This window comes from Rhizobium sp. SL42 (assembly GCF_021729845.1).
In the GTDB taxonomy this organism is placed as follows: domain Bacteria; phylum Pseudomonadota; class Alphaproteobacteria; order Rhizobiales; family Rhizobiaceae; genus Allorhizobium.
Map to the genome: position 1 here is coordinate 1510479 of NZ_CP063397.1, position 19577 is coordinate 1530055.

Sequence of the window (19577 nt, forward strand, 5' to 3'; positions counted from 1 at the left end):
CCGGCATGCGGGTTGTCGGTGGGGAATTCCGTGGCCGTTCTTTGGCCACGCCCAAGTCCAATGATATCCGGCCGACCATCGACCGGACGCGCGAGAGCCTGTTCAACATTCTCGCGCACGCCCATCCCGGTCTCCTGGACGGGACGCGTGTTCTAGATCTCTTTGCCGGCACGGGTGCTGTCGGCATCGAGGCCTTGTCGCGCGGCTGCAAATCGGCGCTATTCGTCGAAAACAGCGTCGAGGGCCGCAGCCTGCTTTGGGAAAACATCGACGCATTCGGCCTGCATGGCCGCGCGCGTATCCTGCGCCGTGATGCGACGGATCTCGGGCCTTCCAACAACATCGAGCCCTTCGATCTGCTGTTTGCCGATCCGCCTTATGGCAAGGGCCTGGGCGAGAAAGCTCTGCTGTCCGCCCACAAGGGTGGCTGGCTGGCGCCGGGTGCGCTGGTCATTCTCGAGGAACGCGGCGATGTCCAGGTCACGGTTGATCCGGTTTTTGCCTTCACCGAGGAACGGACCTTCGGTGACACGAAAATGTACTTCTTTTCCTATAGGCCTGCCTGATATCGATCACGAGAAAAGGTGCCATGGATAGCATTGCCGAAACCGCGCTTCCGTCCCTGGGCTCCTCTTCTCAACCCACCATAGGCTTGGCGCTTGGCGCCGGCGGTGCGCGTGGCTTTGCCCATGTCCCGGTGCTGGAAGTCTTCGACGAACTCGGCCTGAAGCCTTCGATCATCGCGGGATCCTCAATGGGAGCCCTGATCGGTGCGGCCTATGCCGCCGGCATGACCGGCCGAGACATCCGAGAATATGCGCTGCATCTGGCTGACAACCGTGCCCAGGTGCTGAACCGCCTCTGGGGCTTGCGCCCGGCCAGCATGCGCGACGCGCTCGGTGGCTTTCGCCTCGGCCAGTTCAACCTGCAGCGTGTGCTGCAAGCCTTCCTGCCGCCGGAAATCCCGACGCATTTCACCGGCCTTGGCATTCCCCTGAAGGTGATGGCGACGGATTATTACGGCCAGTGCGAGCAGCTCTGCGACCACGGCGATCTTTATGAGGCGCTCGCCGCCTCGGCCGCAATCCCGGCTTTGTTTGCCCCGGTCACCATCAAGGGCCGGCTGATGATCGACGGCGGCATCTTCAATCCGGTGCCTTATGATCTGCTGATCGGTCAGGCCGATATCATCATTGGCGTCGATGTTGTCGGCGCCCCGGAAGGCGACGGCTCCCTGATGCCCAATCGCATAGACAGCCTTTTCGGTGCCTCGCAACTGATGATGCAGTCGAATGTCGCGCTGAAAATGAAGATCTGCCAGCCAGACATCTACCTGCGCCCGGATGTCAACGCCTTCCGCGTGCTCGATTTTCTCAAGGCCCGCCAGATTTTCGAGGCATCCGACGGCCTGAAGGACGGCCTTAAGCGGGAGATTTCAGCCCGCATGGAAGATTTCGTCCGCCGCTGATCTGCCGGGGTCGCCCGGCTAGCTGTGCGGACCGGCCTCTTCTCCAACCATTGGCGCAACCGGGCGCTTCGGCTTGACCAGCGGTTCCGGCTTGACCGGCCGGTTGTGCAGCATGTCGCGTCCGGCCTGGATGCCTTCCTGTGCCTGGATCCGCAGCCGCTCCTCGTCGCGGCGGCGGATATCCTCACCGATATCATAGGCTTCGTCTTCCGAAACACCGAGGCCTTCCAGCGTCCGGCGCCCGAACAGCAGACCGGATTCCAGGGTTTCGCGGATTTCATAGTCGACGTCGCGGGCACGAAGCGACAGGCTGTGAATACGGTCATAGGAGCGCACATAGAGCCTGACATCGGGATATTCGCTGCGAATGAGGTCGACGATCGCGTCGGTCACTTCTTTTTTCTGCGTACAGACCGCGACGATCTTCGCCTTCTCGATGCCGGCGGCGCGCAGCACGTCGATCCGCTTGCCGTCGCCGAAATAGATGCGGAAACCGAATTGCGCCGCCTGTCTCACGCGGTCGGCGCTGTCGTCGATGATGGTGACGTCGCGGCCGCTGGCAAGCAGGATCTGCGCGGCGATCTGCCCGAAACGCGAGAAGCCGACCATCAGCACATCCGCGCCGGCCCCTTCGAAATCCTCTTCCAGTTCTTCGCGGTCGCCGCTTTCGTCGGAGACCAGCCTCTTGGCCAACAGGGTCGCCAACGGGGTGAGCGCCATCGACAAGGTGACGATCGAGATCAGCAGCGACGAGGTCGCGCCGGACAGGATGCCGCTGGCGGCGGCCGTGGTGAACAGGACGAAGCCGAATTCGCCGCCCTGCGGCAGGAGCATGGCGATCCGGATGGCATCGTTGTGCGGCGATCCGGCGATCCGGCAGATGCTGTAAAGCACAGTCGCCTTCACCAACATCAGCACCGGCACGGTGAGCGTGATCAGCAGCAGGTTGTCGACGATGACTTGGATGTCCATCGACAACCCGACGGCCATGAAGAACAGCGCCAGCAGCAAGCCGCGGAACGGCTCGATATCGGCTTCCAGTTCATGCCGATAGGAGGATTCCGCCAGCATCACGCCGGCGAGGAACGCGCCCATGGCCATGGAAAGGCCGCTGACCTGCATCAGGTATGCGGAGCCCAGAACGACAAACAGCGCCGCCGCGATCATCACCTCGCGGGCACCGGTCCTTGCGATCACCTGGAACAGCGGCGTCAACAGATAGCGACCGGCCAGGATCATCGCGACGACCGCGCCGACTGCCATGGCGATCTCGACAAAGGCGGACGTCCCCTGTTCTCCGCCATTGCCGTCGAGGATCGAGATCATCGCCAGCAGCGGCACGATGGCGAGGTCCTGGAACAGAAGGATCGAGAACGAGCGCTGCCCATGGCGACTATTCAGCTCGCCATTGTCATTGAGGATCTGCAGGGCAAACGCCGTGGACGACAGCGCCAGGCCGAAACCGGCGACGACGGCGCCGCGCCAGTCGAGAAGACCGGAAAGCAGGATCGCCCCGGTCATGGCAAGGCCTGTCAGGATGACCTGTGCAGATCCCAGTCCGAAAATGTCCCGGCGCATGTGCCAGAGCCGGCTGGGTTTGAGTTCGAGCCCGATGACGAACAACAGCAGGACGACGCCGAGTTCCGCCACCGCCAGGATGTCGCCCGATCCGGCGATCATGTGCAGCACCGGACCGATCACCACACCGGCGGCGAGATAGCCGAGAACCGTTCCCAGACCCAGCTTTCGAAACAGCGGGGCCGCGACAACGGCACCGCCAAGCAACAGCAGAGGCTGGGTGAAAAGCGCTTCGGTTGCGGTGGACAAACGCGGTCTCCTTTGTGGCATGCCGTGCTCGTGAACGGGAAAAGCCCGAACCGCCCTTGATGCCCTCTGGAATGCACAATAAATGGTGCGGGAAGGAAAGGCCAAGCCATGCCCAATGAAATTGATTCCGTCAATCTTCTCCAACGCGCCGAACAGCTCGTCGACCTGGCCCGCAAGGCGGGTGCCGATCGCGCCGATGCCGTCGTGGTGCGATCTCGCTCCAAGGGTGTCAGCGTCCGCATGGGCAAGGTTGAATCGACCGAAGCCTCGGAAAGCGATGATTTCTCCCTGCGCGTTTTCATCGGCAACCAGGTGGCCAGCGTCTCGGCCAATCCCGGCTTCGACCTGACGGCGCTGGCCGAGCGGGCAGTTGCCATGGCGAGGGTTTCGCCCGAAGATCCCTATGCCGGCCTGGCCGACGAACAGGATCTGGCCCGCACCATTGCCGATCTTGAGCTTTACGATCCGACCGAAGTGTCGAGCGACAGCCTGCGCGAGAGTGCGCTTGCCATGGAAGAGGCCGCCCGCAGCGTCAATGGCGTCAGCAATTCGCTCGGCGCCGGCGCCTCTGCCGGCATGGGTGGCCTTGTTCTGGTCACCTCGCATGGTTTCTCCGGCAGCTATGCCGCATCGCGCTTTTCCCGTTCCGTTGGCGTGATTGCCGGCGAGGGGACCAAGATGGAGCGCGACCACGATTTCGACAGCCGCCTCTATTTCGCCGATCTCGATGACGCCGAAGTGATCGGCCGGCGCGCTGCCGAGCGGGCGATCAAGCGCCTGAACCCGCGCCAGGTCCCGACCGCCTCCAACCTGACTGTTGTTTTCGACCCTCGTGTCGCCCGCGGATTTGTCGGCACGATCGCAGGTGCGATCAATGGCGCATCCGTTGCCCGCAAGACCTCGTTCCTGCGCGACAAGATGGGCCAGCAGGTTCTGAAAGCCGGCCTCAACGTCACCGATGACCCGCTGAAGGTTCGCGGATCGGCCTCCCGGCCCTTCGATGGCGAGGGCGTCAGCGGCGAGCGCCTGACCATGATCGAGGATGGCGTGCTGAAGCACTGGTTCCTGTCGTCATCGGCTGCCCGTGAGCTGGGCCTGCGCACAAATGGTCGCGGCGCCCGTGGCGGCACCGCCGTTTCGCCGTCCTCGACCAATCTCGCGCTGGAGCCGGGCGACATCTCGCCCGAAGAGCTGATCCGCAATGTCGGCACCGGCCTCTACATCACCGACATGATCGGTCAGGGTGTCGATATGATCACCGGCGAATACAGCCGCGGCGCAAGCGGTTTCTGGATCGAGAATGGCGAACTGACCTATCCGGTGTCCGAGGTCACCATTGCCTCGAATCTCAAGGACATGTTCATGCGCGTCACGCTCGCCGATGACATCGACCGTAAGTTCGGCGTCGCGGCTCCAACGCTTGCCATCGAGGGCATGACCCTTGCCGGGCTCTGACGACAGCGGATCGCCAATCCCCACGGCTTTGGGCGATTTCGACTGGCAGGCTGATCTGGAACTGATCACGACAGCCGCCCGCGAGGCCGGCCGTGTCGCGCTGTCGTTCTTCGGCCAGTCGCCGGAAGTATGGTGGAAGAACGAAGGCCAGTCGCCGGTCAGTGCCGCCGACTACGCGGCCAATCTTTCGCTGGAGACGGTGTTGCGCAGCGCCCGCCCGAGCTATGGCTGGCTGTCGGAGGAGACGGATGACGATCCGGCGCGCCTCGCCTGCGAGACCCTGTTTGTCATCGACCCGATCGATGGCACCCGCGCATTCATCGCCGGCAAGAACACCTGGTGTGTCAGCGTCGCAGTCGTGCACAAGGGACGCCCTGTTGCCGGAGTTCTCGTCGCGCCGGCACTGGATGAGGAATTTGCAGCCGTCCTGAACGGGCAGGCCTCACGAAATGGCGCGGCGATCCGCGTCTCATTGGCTCAAAGCGGCGGGCCGTTGAAGATCGCCTGTGCGCAGGACATGATCGCAGGATTTCAACCGACGATCCGCTCGCGCATCGAACGGGTCGAGCATGTTCCATCGCTCGCCTATCGACTGGCACTGGTGGCCGATGGCCGGATTGACGCAACGCTGGTCAAGCGCAATTCGCATGACTGGGATCTGGCAGCAGCCGACCTGATCCTGTCTTGCGCTGGCGGAAGCCTGACCGATCTGGCCGGCGAGCCGCTGGTCTACAACAGGCCGGATGTCACCCATCCTGTCCTTGTTGCCGCCGCCAATCAGGTCTTGCCGGAGCTTTTGGGGACCCTTACCCCAATTGCCCGGAGTTGACCTTTCAAATGAAATCGCGCAGATGAAACGTCTGCAAAAATTCTATGGGATGAAACCGAAACCATGACCGAGTCCAGCGACAAGAAACAGCTTCTCCATCTCGTTTTTGGCGGTGAGTTGTCGAACCTCGAGCAGGTTCAGTTCCGGGATCTGAATGACCTCGATATCGTCGGTATCTTTCCGGATTACGCCAGCGCTCTGGTGGCATGGAAGTCCAAGGCACAGGCGACCGTTGACAATGCGCACATGCGTTATTTCATCGTCCACATGCACCGTCTGTTGAACCCGACCGAATAAGTGGCGTCCGGCGCCGCGACCGTGCTCCCAGCCGTCGCCGCTATGATAGACCCGCATCGAGGGTCACGTTTTTAACTCAGTCTTTGTGCATCTGTTGCTTTTTGCATGGCCCACTTTTCGAAAGGGCATATTGGCATTGTCGATGAAGATGAGCAGGTTTGGTCCATGGCGCTAAGCGACGGTTTGGCAAAGATCGCTGTCGCCTCCTACGGATGGCTGGGGCTGGTTGCCTATCCGCTGTCTCGGCCGTTGCTTGCCTATCGTGCGGCCAAGGGCAAGGAAGACCGCGCGCGCCGCAACGAGCGTTTTGGTCACGCCAGTCTGGCTCGGCCCATGGGCCCCATGGTCTGGATCCATGCAGCCAGCGTGGGCGAAACCGTCGCGGTCGTGCCCCTGATGCGCGAGCTTCGCCGTCGTGATATCCATGTCTTGCTGACCACAGGCACGGTGACCTCGGCGGAAGTCGCCCGCAATCGTCTGGGCGATACGGTCCTGCATCAATATGTGCCGCTCGACCTTCTGCCGGCCGTGCGCCGCTTTCTCGATTACTGGCAGCCCGACGTGGCGATCGGCGTCGAATCCGAAATCTGGCCGGCGACCCTGATGGAACTTCATCGCCGCCAGATTCCGCAGATTCTTGTCAACGCCCGCATGTCGGATCGCTCCATCGATCGCTGGATGCGCTACAAGTCGGTGGCGGAAGCCCTGTTCGGCAAGCTCGCACTGGTCATTGCCCAATCCGACGTCGATGCTGAGCGGTTCCGCGATCTCGGGGCCTGGCCGGTCGGGATTTCCGGCAATATCAAGGTCGACAGCGACGCTCCGCCCTGTGACGAGGCAGTTCTGGCGCGCTACATGCAGCAGATCGGCACGCGCAAGACCTGGGCTTCCATCTCGACATTCGAGGGCGAGGAAAAGATCGCCGCCATGGTGCACCGCGCCCTGAAGGCGCATACCGGCCTTTTGTCGATCGTCGTGCCCCGCCATCCCGAACGCTCCGATGAGATCGAGGCGATGATGGTGGAAAAGGGCCTGAACGTCGCGCGCCGCACCCGCGGCGACGTGATCACGGCGGAAACCGATGTCTTCCTCGGGGATACGATCGGCGAAATGGGCCTCTATCTCCGCATGACCGATATCGCTTTCGTCGGCCGCTCCCTGTCTGCCGATGGCGGACAGAATCCGCTTGAGCCGGCCATGCTCGGCTGCGCGATCCTGTCCGGTCCGCAGGTCAGCAATTTTCGCGAGAGCTATCAGCGGCTGGTGCGCAACGGCTCCGCCCGTATCGTGCGCGATGCCGAGATGCTGGCCAAAGCTGTCCATTTTCTCATGACCAACGATCTCGCCCGCACCAAGATGATGGAAGCGGGAACCGAGAGCATGCAGGAAATGCGCGGTGCGTTGACGGCAACGCTGAAAGCGCTGGAACCCTATATCAGCCCGCTTTCGGTCAAGGCCAAGCTTGAGCCGCGCACTGCCAGCCAGAGCTGATCACCACTGCCTTTGAGGGATGCCGATATGAACGCCAAGCCAGAGATTGCCGGTATCCTTTTCGACAAGGACGGCACGTTGCTCGATTTCGACGCGAGCTGGGGTCCGGTCAATCGCATGGTGGCGCTGATGGCAGCCGATGGCGAACAGGCCTTGGCCGATCGGCTTCTGGCTGCCTGCGGCATGCATCCCGTCTCGGGCGACATCGTTCCCGACAGCCTGTTTGCCTCCGGCAACACCCGCGAGATCGCCGAGGGCATGATCGCCGCCGGTTCACCGCTGGCGCTGTCGGATCTCGTGCCGCGCATCGACGACTGCTTTGCCGAAGCGGCCCAGCTTTCGGTGCCGATCACCGAGCTTCAGCCGCTGTTTGCCCGGCTGCACGGGCGCGGTCTGCGCCTCGGCATTGCCTCGAGCGACAATGAGCGTTCGATCCGGGTCGCGGCCGATCGTTTCGGCATAACCCAGTATGTCGATTTTGTCGCCGGCTATGACAGCGGCCATGGCGCCAAGCCGGAAGCCGGCATGGTGCTCGGCTTCTGCGCCGCGACCGGCCTTACTCCCGCGCAGGTCGCCGTCGTTGGTGACAACAATCACGATCTGCACATGGGCCAGAATGCCGGCGCGGGCTTGAAGATCGGCGTTCTGTCCGGCACGGGGTCGCGCGAGACGCTGACGCTTGCCTCCGACATGGTTCTTTCCGACATCACCGAGCTTGAAGCGGTGCTCGGCTGACCCGTTTTGTTTCCATTTGATACACCGATGCTTGACCTTCTGACGCGCGCAAGGCTTCTTGTTGCTCGCTGGGATAGCGGGAGGAGCCGTTCATCCCGGCGGGGCGACCGCGTGGGGGGCAAGGGCAGGATGGTTTCGGAAGCACCGCCTTTCTGGTGGACGAAGATGGATTGGCAAGCGCGCTGCCTGCGGCCGGTCGCCTTTGTCTATGGGCGGATTGCAGCAAGCCTGATGAACCGTCGGCGCCGCCATGCCGTCGCTGTGCCGGTCATCTGCGTCGGCAATTTTACCGTCGGTGGTGCCGGCAAGACCCCGACCGCGATCGCCATTGCCCGTGCCGCCAAGGCAAAAGGCCTGAAGCCTGGGTTTCTGAGCCGTGGCTATGGCGGCTCGCTCGATGTGACGACCGTCGTCGATCCGCAGCATCATCGTTCGTCTGCCGTCGGGGATGAACCCCTGCTGCTCGCCCGCGAGGCGCTGACCGTGATTTCCCGTCGCCGCGTGGCGGGCGCCGAACGCCTGGTGGCGGAGGGCGTCGATCTGATCATCATGGACGACGGCTTCCAGAGTGCGCGGTTGAAGGTCGATTTTGCCCTTATTGTCATCGACACCGTCCGCGGCATTGGCAATGGCTGCACCGTTCCGGCCGGGCCCGTGCGTGCGCCCATCCGCACCCAGATGCGCCATCTTGATGCCATCCTGAAGGTTGGATCGGGCAATGCCGCCGATGCATTGGTGCGTCAGGCGTCGCGCGCCGGAAAGCCGGTTCTGGTCGCCAATGTGAAACCGCGCGATGCGCATGACCTGAAGGGCAAGCCCGTGCTCGCCTATGCCGGCATTGCCGATCCGGGCAAGTTCTATCGCACGCTGGAGGAGGTCGGGGCCGTGATCGCCGATCGCCAGGGCTTCCCCGACCATCATCATCTCGCGGATGACGAAATCGCCGATCTTCTGGAGCGTGCGGACAAGCAGGCACTGCGGCTCGTGACCACGGCCAAGGACCAAGTGCGCCTTGTCGGCGGCCATGGTCAGGCAGCAATGCTTGCCGAAAGATCGGTCGTGGTCGAAATCGACATGGCCTTTGACGATCCTAAAGCCCCGGATCAGATCATCGACAAGGCATTCGTCGCCTGCCGGACGCGCAGGCTTGCTGCGAAAGCCTGACGATCAGCGAGACTGGTTCGGCAATGCCCCGGCGCGTTTTTCCGCATCAAGCGAAGCCGCCGCATCCACATAGGCTTCCTGCCGCGCCACGCTCCAGTATTTCAGTTCGTCGATCAGGATCGGCCGGCCGGTCATGGCGCAGACGACATGGCTGCCGGGCGCCAGAATCTGGAAGTCCGCGTCGAGATAGCGGATCTTGGCCTCGCGGTTGCCGCTGCCTTCGAAACGGTTCATCTGTTGTCTCCTGCGCCTGTCACGGTACTGCAATACAGCGCCCTCCGGGCGATTTCTAGAGCCGGCCGCGGAAAACAGCATGCCTGCTTTGCCACGGCAAATACGCGCCAGCCATGCTGCGATGACCCGTCTCAACTGCGGCCAAACAAGCGTTCGATATCCGACAGCTTGAGCTCGACATAGGTTGGCCGGCCATGGTTGCACTGGCCCGAACCGGGCGTCTGCTCCATCTGGCGCAGCAGCGCGTTCATTTCCTCGACGCGCAATTGCCGGCCCGACCGCACGGAGCCGTGGCAGGCCATGGTCGCGGCGACATGCTCGAGCCGTGCCGAGAGCCGGTCGGCCGTGTCCCATTCGGCAATCTCGTCCGCCAGATCCCTGATCAGTCCGGTCACATCCATTTCGCCCAGCATGGCCGGTGTTTCGCGCACCGCAACGGCGCCCGGTCCGAAGCGTTCGACGGCGAGCCCCAATTGCTCCAGCGCCTGCGCATGCATCATCAGCCGGTCGCAGTCTTCCTCCGGCAGGTCGATGATCTCCGGGATCAGGAGGCCTTGCGATGGAAGTCGGCGGCCAGTCAGCGCCTTGCGCATCTGCTCGAACACCAGACGCTCATGCGCGGCATGCTGGTCGACGATCACCAGTCCATCGCCCGTCTGGGCAACGATGTAGTTGGCATGCACCTGCGCCCTGGCGGCGCCAAGCGGAAATTGGCGCGCGGGTTCCGCCGCCGAAACAGCCGCCGGCGCCTCGCTGCGTGCCGCTGGCTGGCTCAGGGTTTCGAATGCCGCCTGGCCCGCTTCGGCAAAGGTAAAGCTTTGGCTGGTATTCGGCGACGAGGGGGCCGATGTCATGGACGCAGGATCATTGTTGAACGGTCGATAGGGGGATGTGCCGGCAGACCAGTTCGCCGATGGCTGCGGGCTGAAGCCGGGGCGAAATGCCCGCAGCATGCCGCCGGCGCCCGTTGTCGCCGACCTGTCCCCCTCACGCTGCAGTGCCTGGCGCACGGCGCCGACAATCAGTCCGCGGACCAGGCCCGGATCGCGGAAGCGTACGTCCGACTTCGCCGGATGCACGTTGACATCGACCAGGGCCGGGTCAAGCGCCAGCGACAATACCGCAACCGGGTAGCGCCCGTGCGGAATGGTTTCGGCATAGGCGCCGCGAATGGCCGACAGGATCTGCTTGTCCTGCACCGGACGCCCGTTGACGAAGGCATATTGATGCGCCGAGTTGCCACGGTTGAAGGTCGGCACGCCGGCAAATCCGGTCAGGCGCACATCTTCGCGCTCGGCATCGAGCGCAATAGCATTGTCGCGAAAGTCGGAACCGAGGATCTGGGCGATGCGGGCCAAGTGATCGTCGCCGGTGGAGGGAAACTCCAGCGTCGACCGGTCGGTACCCGAGAGGACGAAGCGGATGCCGGGAAAGGCGATCGCCATGCGCTTGACGATTTCGGTGATCGCTGCGGCTTCCGCCTTTTCCGTCTTCAGGAATTTCAGCCGGGCAGGGGTGGCAAAGAACAGGTCGCGAACCTCGACCGTCGTACCGGGATTGGCAGCGGCCGGCCTGACCGCGCCAACCTTGCCGCCTTGTACGGAGATTTCCGCACCCGCCGTTGCACCGGCCGGCCGGCTGGTGATCGTCAGCTTCGCGACCGAGCCGATCGAGGGCAGGGCCTCGCCGCGAAAGCCCAATGAGCGGATGTCGAACAGGGTCTGGCTGATCTTCGAGGTGCAGTGCCGGCGGATCGACAGCTCCAGATCCTCCGGCCCCATGCCGCAGCCATTGTCGACAATACGCAGCAATGTCTTGCCGCCACCCGCTGTCGCGACTTCGATCCGGGTTGCCCCCGCATCGATGGCGTTTTCGATCAGCTCCTTGGCCGCGCTGGCCGGTCGTTCGATGACCTCGCCGGCGGCAATCTGGTTGATCAGGGTTTCTGAGAGCTGCTTGATCATCATGCGGTCATTTTCCGGGATTCGGGCTGCCGGGGAAAGGCCTAAATGCGGCGCCCTGATTTCGCTTGCATCATTAAGCGCGCCTTAACGGAAAGGCTCTAGTTTTCGAGGCAACTTGAAATGTTTTCCACGGTGGGCTTGCGAGCCAATGGAGGAAGAGCGGACAGCCGGATCGCTCTTCACACACTCCCACCCTCCTCAAGTGATTGCCGGAATGTCCATTGCAAGCACGATTCCGATTCCAAACCTGTTGCGTCCAGTGATCAGGTTCTTTGAGGCAGCATTGTGAGCGAGTTTCCACCGGTCCCCGGCGAAAACAGGGGACATAACGGAATAGCGGGCGAGACATCAGACAGCTTTCTCCAGGCTGCGATGCTTGACGCCGTATCGGAAGCGCTGAATGCCGCCTTTCTCGTCTACGACCGCAATGACCAGCTGATCTTCGCCAGTCGCGCCGTGCGAAACTTTGTGCCGGCGCCGTCGAGTTTCTTTGAGCCCGGGACGCGGCTACGCGATTTCCTCGCCGGCGCCTACGACAATGGCTGGCGCGATCAGGGGGAAAACGCCGCCCAGAGCCGTGATGAATGGCTGAGCCGGCAGATATCCGCCCACTGGAAGGAGCGCTCCGAACAGCAGTTCTGTGACGATTCCAGGCGCTGGACCCGCTATTCCAAGCGCCGTCTGCCCTCCGGCTACGGCATCTGCGTCATCACCGACATCACCGAGCAGAAGAAGCGCGAGGACCAGTGGCGCGCCGATCTGGAGCGGGTGCAGCTGACCGAGGAAATCCTCGACAACCTGGCGCATCCGGTCTTTGTTCAGGACCGCAGCCTCCAGCTTGTCGCCGTCAACAAGGTTTTCTGCGCGGCAATGGCGGTCGGAGCCGATAATGCGCTCGGCGGCAGCCTGAACGCGATTTTCGAGGCGGAACTCGCCACGACCCTGACCAATGTCAGCCGGCACGTGTTGGACACCGGCATGAGTTCGTCCGTGACGCTGAACATGCGCCTCTACGGCGATCCGTCCCGGCCGATACTGACCCATGTCCAGCGTGTCGGAAAACCCGGTCGATACTTCGTCGTCGCCAGCCTCGGCGAGGTCGGCTCGATGGCAACGACCGTCGAAATCGACACTGGCCTGACGGGCGGTACTCCGAGCAAACTGTCACCGGTCGTGGACCCGAAACTCGATCAGCGGCTACGTGGCCGAAAGGCGCTGCTTGTCACCAGCGATCGGGAGTTCGAGGCCGCCGCACTTAACACGCTTGAGATCCTCGGTCTCGACAGTTGCTGCGTCCGCAATGACGACGAGCTGGATGCCTTCCTCAATGTCGCCCTGTCCGTCGGCGTTGCCATCGATCTTGCCATCGTCGATGTCCAGATGGATGTCCGTTGCCTTGAGCTGATCCAGACCGTCGATGTCGACTACATCACCATGGACGGTTATCAGCTGTCGACCGAACTGGCTTTCACCGTCCTCGATCGCCTGACGGCCCTGCAGGCGGCGCCGTCCCCGGTCGATGACTGGGAGATCACCACCGAAGAGAGCGTCGAGCCGCTCAAGCCCTCGACATCTCCGTCGCTGGTGCTGGTGGCGGAAGACAACGAGATCAACCAGATCGTCTTTGCCCAGATCCTCGAAGGGCTGGGCTATGCCTATCGCATCGCCGCAACCGGCGAAGAAGTCGTGCGGCTTTGGCAGGAACTCGCTCCGGCGATCGTTCTGATGGATGTGACGCTGCCGGATATCAACGGTTTCGACGCAGCCCGCCGTATTCGCGAGCTGGAGCATGCCACCCTGATCACGACACCGATCATCGGCGTGCTGAGCCAGGCTTTCGAGCGTGACCGTGAAGGTTGCTATTCGGCCGGCATGAACGACGTGATCTTGAAGCCCCTGAGCCCCGATATAATTGATGCGGCGCTGACACGTCTTGTGCCGAGCATAGCCAAGCTCGCTTCTCTGGCTTGATCGCTGTCAACCCCCCAAATAAGGGGTCGCCGGGGCGCGTCCGGCGAGCGATATCGATATGATAATTTTAATGTTTCCGCCTCATTCTCACCAGCGTGGAAGGAACTGAATCAGGAATCGTGAATGGGCCCCGCTGGATCTGCCACCGAGCAGTTTAACCAGAACGAATTGCACGCAATGGCCTACACCGATCATCTGACCGGTCTGGGTAATCGTCACCGGCTGCGTGACAAGGCTCGCCAACTGGCCGCCGATCGGGCCTCTGATCCCGCGCCATTCACCGTCGGCATCGTCAATCTTGATGGTTTCAAGCCGATCAACGACCTTTTCGGCCAGGCGGCCGGCGACGAAATCCTCTGCCAGGTTGCCCATCGCCTGAAGGCCTGCGCTCCCGACGGTGCCACAGTCACCCGCCACGACGGTGACGAGTTTGCCATCATCCTGCCTTTGGTCTTCGAGCGCGCCGGTGCCGAACGCGCCGGCCAGATGATCAAGGACGTCTTGTCCGCTCCCTACGACCTCGGCGACCGCAATGTGCGCCTCTCCGCCTCGCTCGGTTTTGCCATCTATCCATTTGCCGGCAATGATTTCGAGGAACTGATGAAGAGCGCCGAGACAGCGCTCTATCGCTCGAAACGCCGCGGCCGCGGCCAGATCACCGTCTATTCCCGCGAGATCGCCCAGGAAATGAAGCGCGCCACCCAGCTGGAGCAGGCCCTTCGCAACGCCATCATCAACGACACGGTCGATGTGCATTTCCAGCCGATCGTGCGTCTGCGCGACAACCGTGTCGTCGGCTTTGAAGCACTCGCCCGCTGGATCGATCCCGATCTCGGGTTTGTCTCTCCGGCTGTATTCGTGCCGCTGGCCGAAGAGCGCGGCTTTATCGATACCCTGTCGGAAACGCTGCTGCGCAAGGCGGCCGAAGCAACGCTCGCGTGGCCGCGCGACCTGTTCCTGTCCTTCAACCTGTCTTCATGCCAGCTGATGGATCCGCGCACCTCGTTCAGCACGCTCTCCATTCTCAACAGCGTCGGCTTTGATCCGCGACGGCTGGAACTGGAAATCACCGAAACCGCCGTGATGACCTCGGCCGATACCGCGCGCCGGATCATCAAGGATCTGAAGGATGCCGGCATCCGCATCTCGCTGGATGACTTCGGCACGGGCCAGTCGAGCCTCGGCCGGCTGCGCGAATTCACCTTCGACAAGGTCAAGATTGATCGCGCCTTCGTCTCGGCCATCACAACCGATCGCACGTCCGAGCACATCATCAAGGCGATCGTCACGATGTGCGAGGGCCTGGATCTCGAAGTGGTCGCCGAAGGCATCGAGACGGAGGCGGAAGCCGACAAGTTGCGTGCGCTCGGCTGCGGCATGGGGCAGGGCTACTTTTTTGGCAAGCCGGTCGATACCGCAGCCACCTTGCGCTATCTCAGCGAACATCACCACGAATTCGCCCTCGTCGAGCGCGCTTCTGCCTGACGGAGTTTCCAGCGCCTCAGGCCTGCGCCAGCAGCCAGTCGCGCACCCGGGTCGCTGCGCCATTGAGCTCGCGGGATCGCGGCCAGACCACGTAGAAGGCGTTGCCCGTCAGCAGTGCGTGACCTCCGACCTCGACCAGTTGCCCCTGCTTCACCAGGCGATCGACCAGATGCGTCCAGCCGAGCGCGATGCCTTCGCCGGCAAGCACAGCCTGGACCACCAGGACATAGTCGTTGATCGCCAGACGCCGTCCCGTCGGCTTGTAGTCGATCCCGGCCGATGCGAACCATTCGGGCCAGTTGCAGGCTTGCCGCACCGGCTCCTCCAGCCAGATCAGCCGATGTTGCGCCAGAGCCAGCGGCGTGTCGGGCCGGCCATGCGCCTCGACAAAGGCGGGGCTTGCCACCGCCGTGATCACTTCAGGCGCAAGCTGGGCTGCGTGATAATGCGGCCAGTCCTTCGGATCGCCACCACGCACACCGAGCGGGATCGCCTCATCCTCAAGGTCGAGATCGCGCACGCTGGTCTGGATACGCAGATCGATATCCGCCAGGTCCGCGCGCAAGGCGGTCAAGCGCGGCAGCATCCACATCGACGCAAAGGCCGTCGATGCGGCAAGCGTGACGTTGACTTCGCGCCCCTTGCTGCGGATGTCTTCCGCTGCCCGGCCGATCCGCGAAAGTCCGGCCGAGACATCCGCATGGAAGCGTTCGCCGACCTCCGTCAGCTTGGCGGCCCGGTGCTGGCGTTCGAACAGCTGGGCGCCGAGCTGCTGTTCCAGGCCGCGGATGGCATAGGAGACCGCCACCTGCGACATGCCGAGCTCTTCAGCCGCGCGGGTGAAATTCTCATGCCGGCCGGCCACTTCGAAAATCACCAGCGCATTCGCCGAAGGGATCAGGCTGCGAAAACTTGTCATAAGTTCAGCTTATTGCATATCCAGATTTTTTCCAGCGTCACATCCCGATTTCCCAAGGCTAGCCTTCAGAAAAATCAGGGGAAAGCACAATGGATGGTGATCTGCTGGAAACTGGTCGGCCCCGCCGCGCGCGACCAGGGCGGCGTGAGGCGTCAGCCGCACCGCATCTGAAGGTGCCCTTCATCAGGCGCAATATCCCGACCTACGACATCTTGTCGGAGGAAAACCTCCAGCGGATCGAAAAGACGGCAGACCGCATCCTTGCCGAAATTGGTATAGAATTTCGCGATGATCCCGCGACGCTCGACCTGTGGCGCGGCGCCGGAGCCGAGATGGATGGGGTGAGAGTACGTTTTCCCCCCGGCATGTTGCGCGAAATCGTGGCTTCAGCGCCGCAGCGCTTTGTCCAGCATGCCCGCAACCCGGCCAACAATGTCGAGATTGGCGGCAGTGCTGTCGTCTTTTCTCCCGCCTATGGCTCGCCCTTCGTCATGGATCTCGACAAGGGCAGGCGCTATGGCACGATCGAGGATTTCCGCAACCTCGTCATGCTTGCCCAGTCCAGCCCTTGGCTGCACCATTCCGGCGGAACGATCTGCGAGCCTGTCGATCTTCCGGTGAACAAGCGTCATCTGGAGATGGTCTATAGCCATATCAAATATTCCGACCGCGCCTTCATGGGCTCGGTGACGGCCGAAGAGCGGGCGGAGGAATCGATCGAAATGGCCCGCATCCTGTTCGGCGCCGATTTCGTCAACGAGAACTGCGTCATCCTAGGCAATGTCAATGTCAACTCGCCGCTGGTCTGGGACGGTACCATGACCAAGGCGCTGAGGGCCTATGCGCGTGCCAACCAGGCAGCGGTCATCGTGCCGTTTATCCTTGGCGGTGCCATGGGGCCGGTCACCAATGCCGGCGCGATTGCCCAGTCCTATGCAGAGACGCTCGCCGGCTGCGCGCTGACCCAGCTGGAACGAAAAGGCGCGCCGGTGATCTTCGGCAACTTCCTCTCTTCCATGTCGCTACGCTCGGGCTCGCCCACCTTTGGCACCCCGGAGCCGGCGATCGGCTCGATGGTCATCGGTCAGCTTGCCCGCAGGCTGAAGCTGCCGCTGCGCTGTGCTGGCAATTTCTCCAATTCCAAGTTGCCCGACGCCCAGGCCATGCAGGAAGGCGTGATGTCGATGTTGTCGGCCGTGCATTGCGGCGCCAATTTTATCCTGCATTCCGCCGGTTTCGTGGATGGCCTGCTTGCCATGTCCTATGAGAAGTTCATGATGGACAGCGATTTCTGCGGTGCCTTGCATTCCTATCTCGCCGGCGTCGTCGTTGATGACAACACCCTGGCCATGGATGCCTTCCTCGAAGTCGGCCCCGGCAGCCACTTCCTCGGTTCTGCCCATACGATGCGCAACTACCAGACGGCTTTCTGGGACAGTGCGGTCTCCGACAACGAGCCGTTTGAGAAGTGGTCCGACGCCGGCTCGACCGATATGGCGAGCCGCGCCAATCTGAGGTGGAAAAAGGCGCTTGCCGACTATTCCGCGCCGCCGCTGGACATCGCCATCGACGACGCCTTGCGCGACTATATCGATCGCACCAACCGCGCGCGCCCCGACGCCTGGTACTGAACTGGAACCCATCACGCATGACAGCAAGCAAGGACCCGCTTCTTCAGCCGTATCGGTTGAAGCATCTCACGCTGAAGAATCGTATCATGTCGACGGCCCACGAGCCTGCCTATTCGGAAGCCGGCATGCCGACGGAGCGTTACCGGCTTTATCATGTTGAGAAAGCCAAGGGCGGCATCGCGCTGACCATGACCGCCGGCTCGGCCAGCGTCAGCCGTGACAGCCCGCCAGCCTTTGGCAACCTGCTTGCCTACAGGGACGAGATAGTCCCGCATCTCAAACGCCTGGCCGACGACTGTCACGAGCATGGTTGCGCCGTGATGATCCAACTGACCCATCTCGGCCGTCGTACCAACTGGAACAAGGGCGACTGGCTGCCGGTGCTGGCGCCCTCGGCGATCCGTGAACCGGCACACCGGCATTTCCCCAAGGAGATAGAGGACTGGGATATCGAGCGCATCGTCACCGATTATGCCAGCGCCGCCGAGCGCATGCAGGCCGCCGGCCTCGATGGCATCGAGTTCGAAGCATATGGCCACCTGATGGACAGCTTCTGGTCGCCGGCAACCAACCGGCGCGACGACGCCTTTGGCGGCAGCCTCGAGAACCGCATGCGCTTTTCCGAGATGGTGACTGAGGCGGTCCGCAAGGCCGTCGGCCCCGATTTCATTGTCGGCATCCGCATGGTCGCGGACGAGGACTGGGACAAGGGGCTGTCAAGGGAAGAGGGTATCGAGATCGCCCGCCGCTTTGCCCTCTCCGGCAAGGTCGACTTCCTCAACATCATCCGTGGTCATATCGAACATGATGCGGCCCTCAACAACGTCATCCCGATCCAGGGCATGGCGGCATCGCCGCATCTGGATTTCGCCGGCGAAGTGAGGGCGGCGACGAAATTTCCGGTCTTCCATGCCGCCCGCATCGCAGATGTCGCAACGGCCCGCCATGCGATCGCCGAGGGCAAGCTCGACATGGTCGGCATGACCCGCGCCCATATCGCCGACCCTCATATCGTCAGAAAGATCATCGCGGGGCGCGAGGCTGAGATCAGGCCCTGCGTCGGCGCCACCTACTGTCTCGACAGGATCTACGAAGGGGGCGAGGCGCTCTGTATTCACAACGCGGCGACCAGCCGCGAGGCATTGATCCCGCACGAGCTTCCGAAGGCCGGCATGACCCGCAAGGCTGTCGTCGTCGGCGCCGGACCCGCAGGTCTGGAAGCAGCCCGCGTACTGGCCGAGCGCGGCCATGACGTCGAGGTGCTGGAGGCGATGGGTGAGCCCGGCGGGCAGGTCAATCTGCTGGTCCGCAATCCACGGCGCAAGGAGATGGTCGGCATCGTCGATTGGCGTCTGGCAGAACTTGAGCGGCTCGGCGTGCCGATCCACTATAACACCTATGCCTCCGTCGAGGATGTGCTGGAACGCAGCCCCGACCTCGTCGTGGTTGCAACCGGCGGCATCGGCCAGTCGCCTGAGCTTGAGGCAGGCGACGACCTGGTCGTGTCGAGCTGGGATATTCTCGCCGGCACAACCAGACCCGAAGCATCGGTCCTGCTGTTCGATGACAATGGCGGCCATCCGGGCATGAGTGCTGCCGAGGTGATCGCCAATGCTGGCGCCGAGCTGGAACTGGTGTCGCCCGAGCGTTTCTTCGCCCCGGAAATGGGTGGCATGAACCATGTGCCCTATGCCAAGGCTTTCGCCGAGAAGAATGTCCGCGTGACGATCAATACGCGCCTGTTGGCCGTCCGCCGCGAGGGTAACGGTCTTGTCGCAATCCTGGGCTCTGATTTTTCAGATGTCCGGACGGAGCGCCGCGTGGCCCAGGTCGTGGTCGAGCACGGAACCATGGCCAATGCCGATCTGTATCTCGAGCTGAAACCGCATTCGCGCAACCGGGGCGCGGTTGATTATGATGCGCTGATTGCGCGCCGGGCACCGTTGCCGCAGCTAGATCAAAATGCGGCATTCGATGTCATCCGCATCGGGGATGCCATCGAGAGCCGCAATATTCACGCTGCGGTCTACGATGCCTTGCGCTACTGCAGCCTGTTGTAGGCACACAGAAAAGGCGGCGCCAAAGGCGCCGCCCATTGAAACGTCAA

16 protein-coding genes are annotated in these 19577 nt (G+C 62.5%); 12 read left to right on the forward strand and 4 right to left on the reverse strand.

Features of this window, described 5'->3' with window-relative positions; translation table 11 throughout:
* Nucleotides 1-5: 5 nt before the first annotated feature.
* Complete coding sequence (gene rsmD, locus IM739_RS06995) at nt 6-566, forward strand: 16S rRNA (guanine(966)-N(2))-methyltransferase RsmD (protein ID WP_237370464.1); 561 nt, start codon at nt 6-8, stop codon at nt 564-566.
* A 23-nt stretch (nt 567-589) separates the two neighbouring features.
* On the forward strand, nt 590-1468 hold the full coding sequence (locus tag IM739_RS07000; RefSeq protein ID WP_237370465.1) for a patatin-like phospholipase family protein: 879 nt from the start codon (nt 590-592) through the stop codon (nt 1466-1468).
* 18 nt (nt 1469-1486) lie between these two features.
* On the opposite strand, the gene IM739_RS07005 is transcribed toward IM739_RS07000, so the two are convergent.
* Nucleotides 1487-3316 carry a monovalent cation:proton antiporter-2 (CPA2) family protein gene (locus IM739_RS07005; RefSeq protein ID WP_237370466.1) on the reverse strand — a complete coding sequence of 610 codons (1830 nt, stop codon included), beginning with the start codon at nt 3314-3316 and terminating at the stop codon, nt 1487-1489.
* Between the two features lie 87 nt (nt 3317-3403).
* On the opposite strand from IM739_RS07005, the gene IM739_RS07010 reads away from it, so the two are divergent.
* From IM739_RS07010 to lpxK, 6 genes are all read left to right on the forward strand, one after another.
* Nucleotides 3404-4750, forward strand: coding sequence for a TldD/PmbA family protein (locus IM739_RS07010; RefSeq protein WP_237370467.1), 1347 nt, complete (start codon nt 3404-3406; stop codon nt 4748-4750).
* Entirely contained in the window at nt 4737-5579 is an 843-nt protein-coding gene (locus tag IM739_RS07015) for a 3'(2'),5'-bisphosphate nucleotidase CysQ (protein WP_237370468.1), read from the forward strand. Before IM739_RS07010 ends, IM739_RS07015 begins: the two co-directional genes overlap by 14 nt.
* A 63-nt stretch (nt 5580-5642) precedes the next feature.
* The gene (locus IM739_RS07020) at nt 5643-5876 is read left to right on the forward strand and encodes a DUF4170 domain-containing protein (RefSeq protein WP_237370469.1); all 234 of its coding nucleotides are present in this window, start codon (nt 5643-5645) and stop codon (nt 5874-5876) included.
* Between the two features lie 165 nt (nt 5877-6041).
* The gene (gene waaA / locus IM739_RS07025; protein WP_237370470.1) at nt 6042-7367 is read left to right on the forward strand and encodes a lipid IV(A) 3-deoxy-D-manno-octulosonic acid transferase; all 1326 of its coding nucleotides are present in this window, start codon (nt 6042-6044) and stop codon (nt 7365-7367) included.
* A 27-nt stretch (nt 7368-7394) separates the two neighbouring features.
* Entirely contained in the window at nt 7395-8102 is a 708-nt protein-coding gene (locus tag IM739_RS07030; RefSeq protein ID WP_237370471.1) for an HAD family hydrolase, read from the forward strand.
* Between the two features lie 129 nt (nt 8103-8231).
* Nucleotides 8232-9266 carry a tetraacyldisaccharide 4'-kinase gene (gene lpxK / locus IM739_RS07035; protein WP_237370472.1) on the forward strand — a complete coding sequence of 345 codons (1035 nt, stop codon included), beginning with the start codon at nt 8232-8234 and terminating at the stop codon, nt 9264-9266.
* A 3-nt stretch (nt 9267-9269) separates the two neighbouring features.
* Here lpxK and IM739_RS07040 read toward each other — a convergent pair whose 3' ends face one another.
* Nucleotides 9270-9500: a DUF2093 domain-containing protein gene (locus IM739_RS07040; RefSeq protein WP_237370473.1), complete on the reverse strand. Its 231-nt coding sequence runs from the start codon at nt 9498-9500 to the stop codon at nt 9270-9272.
* 131 nt (nt 9501-9631) lie between these two features.
* Nucleotides 9632-11467, reverse strand: coding sequence for a DNA mismatch repair endonuclease MutL (gene mutL, locus IM739_RS07045; protein ID WP_237370474.1), 1836 nt, complete (start codon nt 11465-11467; stop codon nt 9632-9634).
* Between the two features lie 282 nt (nt 11468-11749).
* Here mutL and IM739_RS07050 point away from each other — a divergent pair, with 282 nt between their 5' ends.
* Complete coding sequence (locus tag IM739_RS07050; protein WP_237370475.1) at nt 11750-13435, forward strand: response regulator; 1686 nt, start codon at nt 11750-11752, stop codon at nt 13433-13435.
* A 123-nt stretch (nt 13436-13558) separates the two neighbouring features.
* Nucleotides 13559-14920, forward strand: coding sequence for a putative bifunctional diguanylate cyclase/phosphodiesterase (locus tag IM739_RS07055; protein ID WP_237370476.1), 1362 nt, complete (start codon nt 13559-13561; stop codon nt 14918-14920).
* 16 nt (nt 14921-14936) lie between these two features.
* Here IM739_RS07055 and IM739_RS07060 read toward each other — a convergent pair whose 3' ends face one another.
* Nucleotides 14937-15839, reverse strand: a complete 903-nt coding sequence (locus tag IM739_RS07060) for a LysR substrate-binding domain-containing protein (RefSeq protein ID WP_237370477.1) — start codon at nt 15837-15839, stop codon at nt 14937-14939.
* An 89-nt stretch (nt 15840-15928) separates the two neighbouring features.
* Between IM739_RS07060 and IM739_RS07065 the strand changes: the two genes are divergently transcribed.
* Both IM739_RS07065 and IM739_RS07070 read left to right on the forward strand, forming a co-directional pair.
* A complete protein-coding gene (locus tag IM739_RS07065) occupies nt 15929-17470 on the forward strand; it encodes a trimethylamine methyltransferase family protein (RefSeq protein WP_237370478.1) in 1542 nt (513 codons plus the stop codon).
* Nucleotides 17471-17487: 17 nt separating this feature from the next.
* The gene (locus IM739_RS07070; protein WP_237370479.1) at nt 17488-19530 is read left to right on the forward strand and encodes an NADH:flavin oxidoreductase; all 2043 of its coding nucleotides are present in this window, start codon (nt 17488-17490) and stop codon (nt 19528-19530) included.
* The last annotated feature ends 47 nt before the right edge of the window (nt 19531-19577 follow it).

Bases quoted from the DNA above. Each gene is read 5' to 3' on its own strand.
- rsmD (WP_237370464.1), top strand. From the start codon at position 6: ATGCGGGTTGTCGGTGGGGAATTCCGTGGCCGTTCTTTGGCCACGCCC.
- IM739_RS07000 (WP_237370465.1), top strand. From the start codon at position 590: ATGGATAGCATTGCCGAAACCGCGCTTCCGTCCCTGGGCTCCTCTTCT.
- IM739_RS07005 (WP_237370466.1), bottom strand. From the start codon at position 3,316: ATGCCACAAAGGAGACCGCGTTTGTCCACCGCAACCGAAGCGCTTTTC.
- IM739_RS07010 (WP_237370467.1), top strand. From the start codon at position 3,404: ATGCCCAATGAAATTGATTCCGTCAATCTTCTCCAACGCGCCGAACAG.
- IM739_RS07020 (WP_237370469.1), top strand. From the start codon at position 5,643: ATGACCGAGTCCAGCGACAAGAAACAGCTTCTCCATCTCGTTTTTGGC.
- waaA (WP_237370470.1), top strand. From the start codon at position 6,042: ATGGCGCTAAGCGACGGTTTGGCAAAGATCGCTGTCGCCTCCTACGGA.
- IM739_RS07030 (WP_237370471.1), top strand. From the start codon at position 7,395: ATGAACGCCAAGCCAGAGATTGCCGGTATCCTTTTCGACAAGGACGGC.
- lpxK (WP_237370472.1), top strand. From the start codon at position 8,232: ATGGTTTCGGAAGCACCGCCTTTCTGGTGGACGAAGATGGATTGGCAA.
- IM739_RS07040 (WP_237370473.1), bottom strand. From the start codon at position 9,500: ATGAACCGTTTCGAAGGCAGCGGCAACCGCGAGGCCAAGATCCGCTAT.
- mutL (WP_237370474.1), bottom strand. From the start codon at position 11,467: ATGATGATCAAGCAGCTCTCAGAAACCCTGATCAACCAGATTGCCGCC.
- IM739_RS07055 (WP_237370476.1), top strand. From the start codon at position 13,559: ATGGGCCCCGCTGGATCTGCCACCGAGCAGTTTAACCAGAACGAATTG.
- IM739_RS07060 (WP_237370477.1), bottom strand. From the start codon at position 15,839: ATGACAAGTTTTCGCAGCCTGATCCCTTCGGCGAATGCGCTGGTGATT.
- IM739_RS07065 (WP_237370478.1), top strand. From the start codon at position 15,929: ATGGATGGTGATCTGCTGGAAACTGGTCGGCCCCGCCGCGCGCGACCA.
- IM739_RS07070 (WP_237370479.1), top strand. From the start codon at position 17,488: ATGACAGCAAGCAAGGACCCGCTTCTTCAGCCGTATCGGTTGAAGCAT.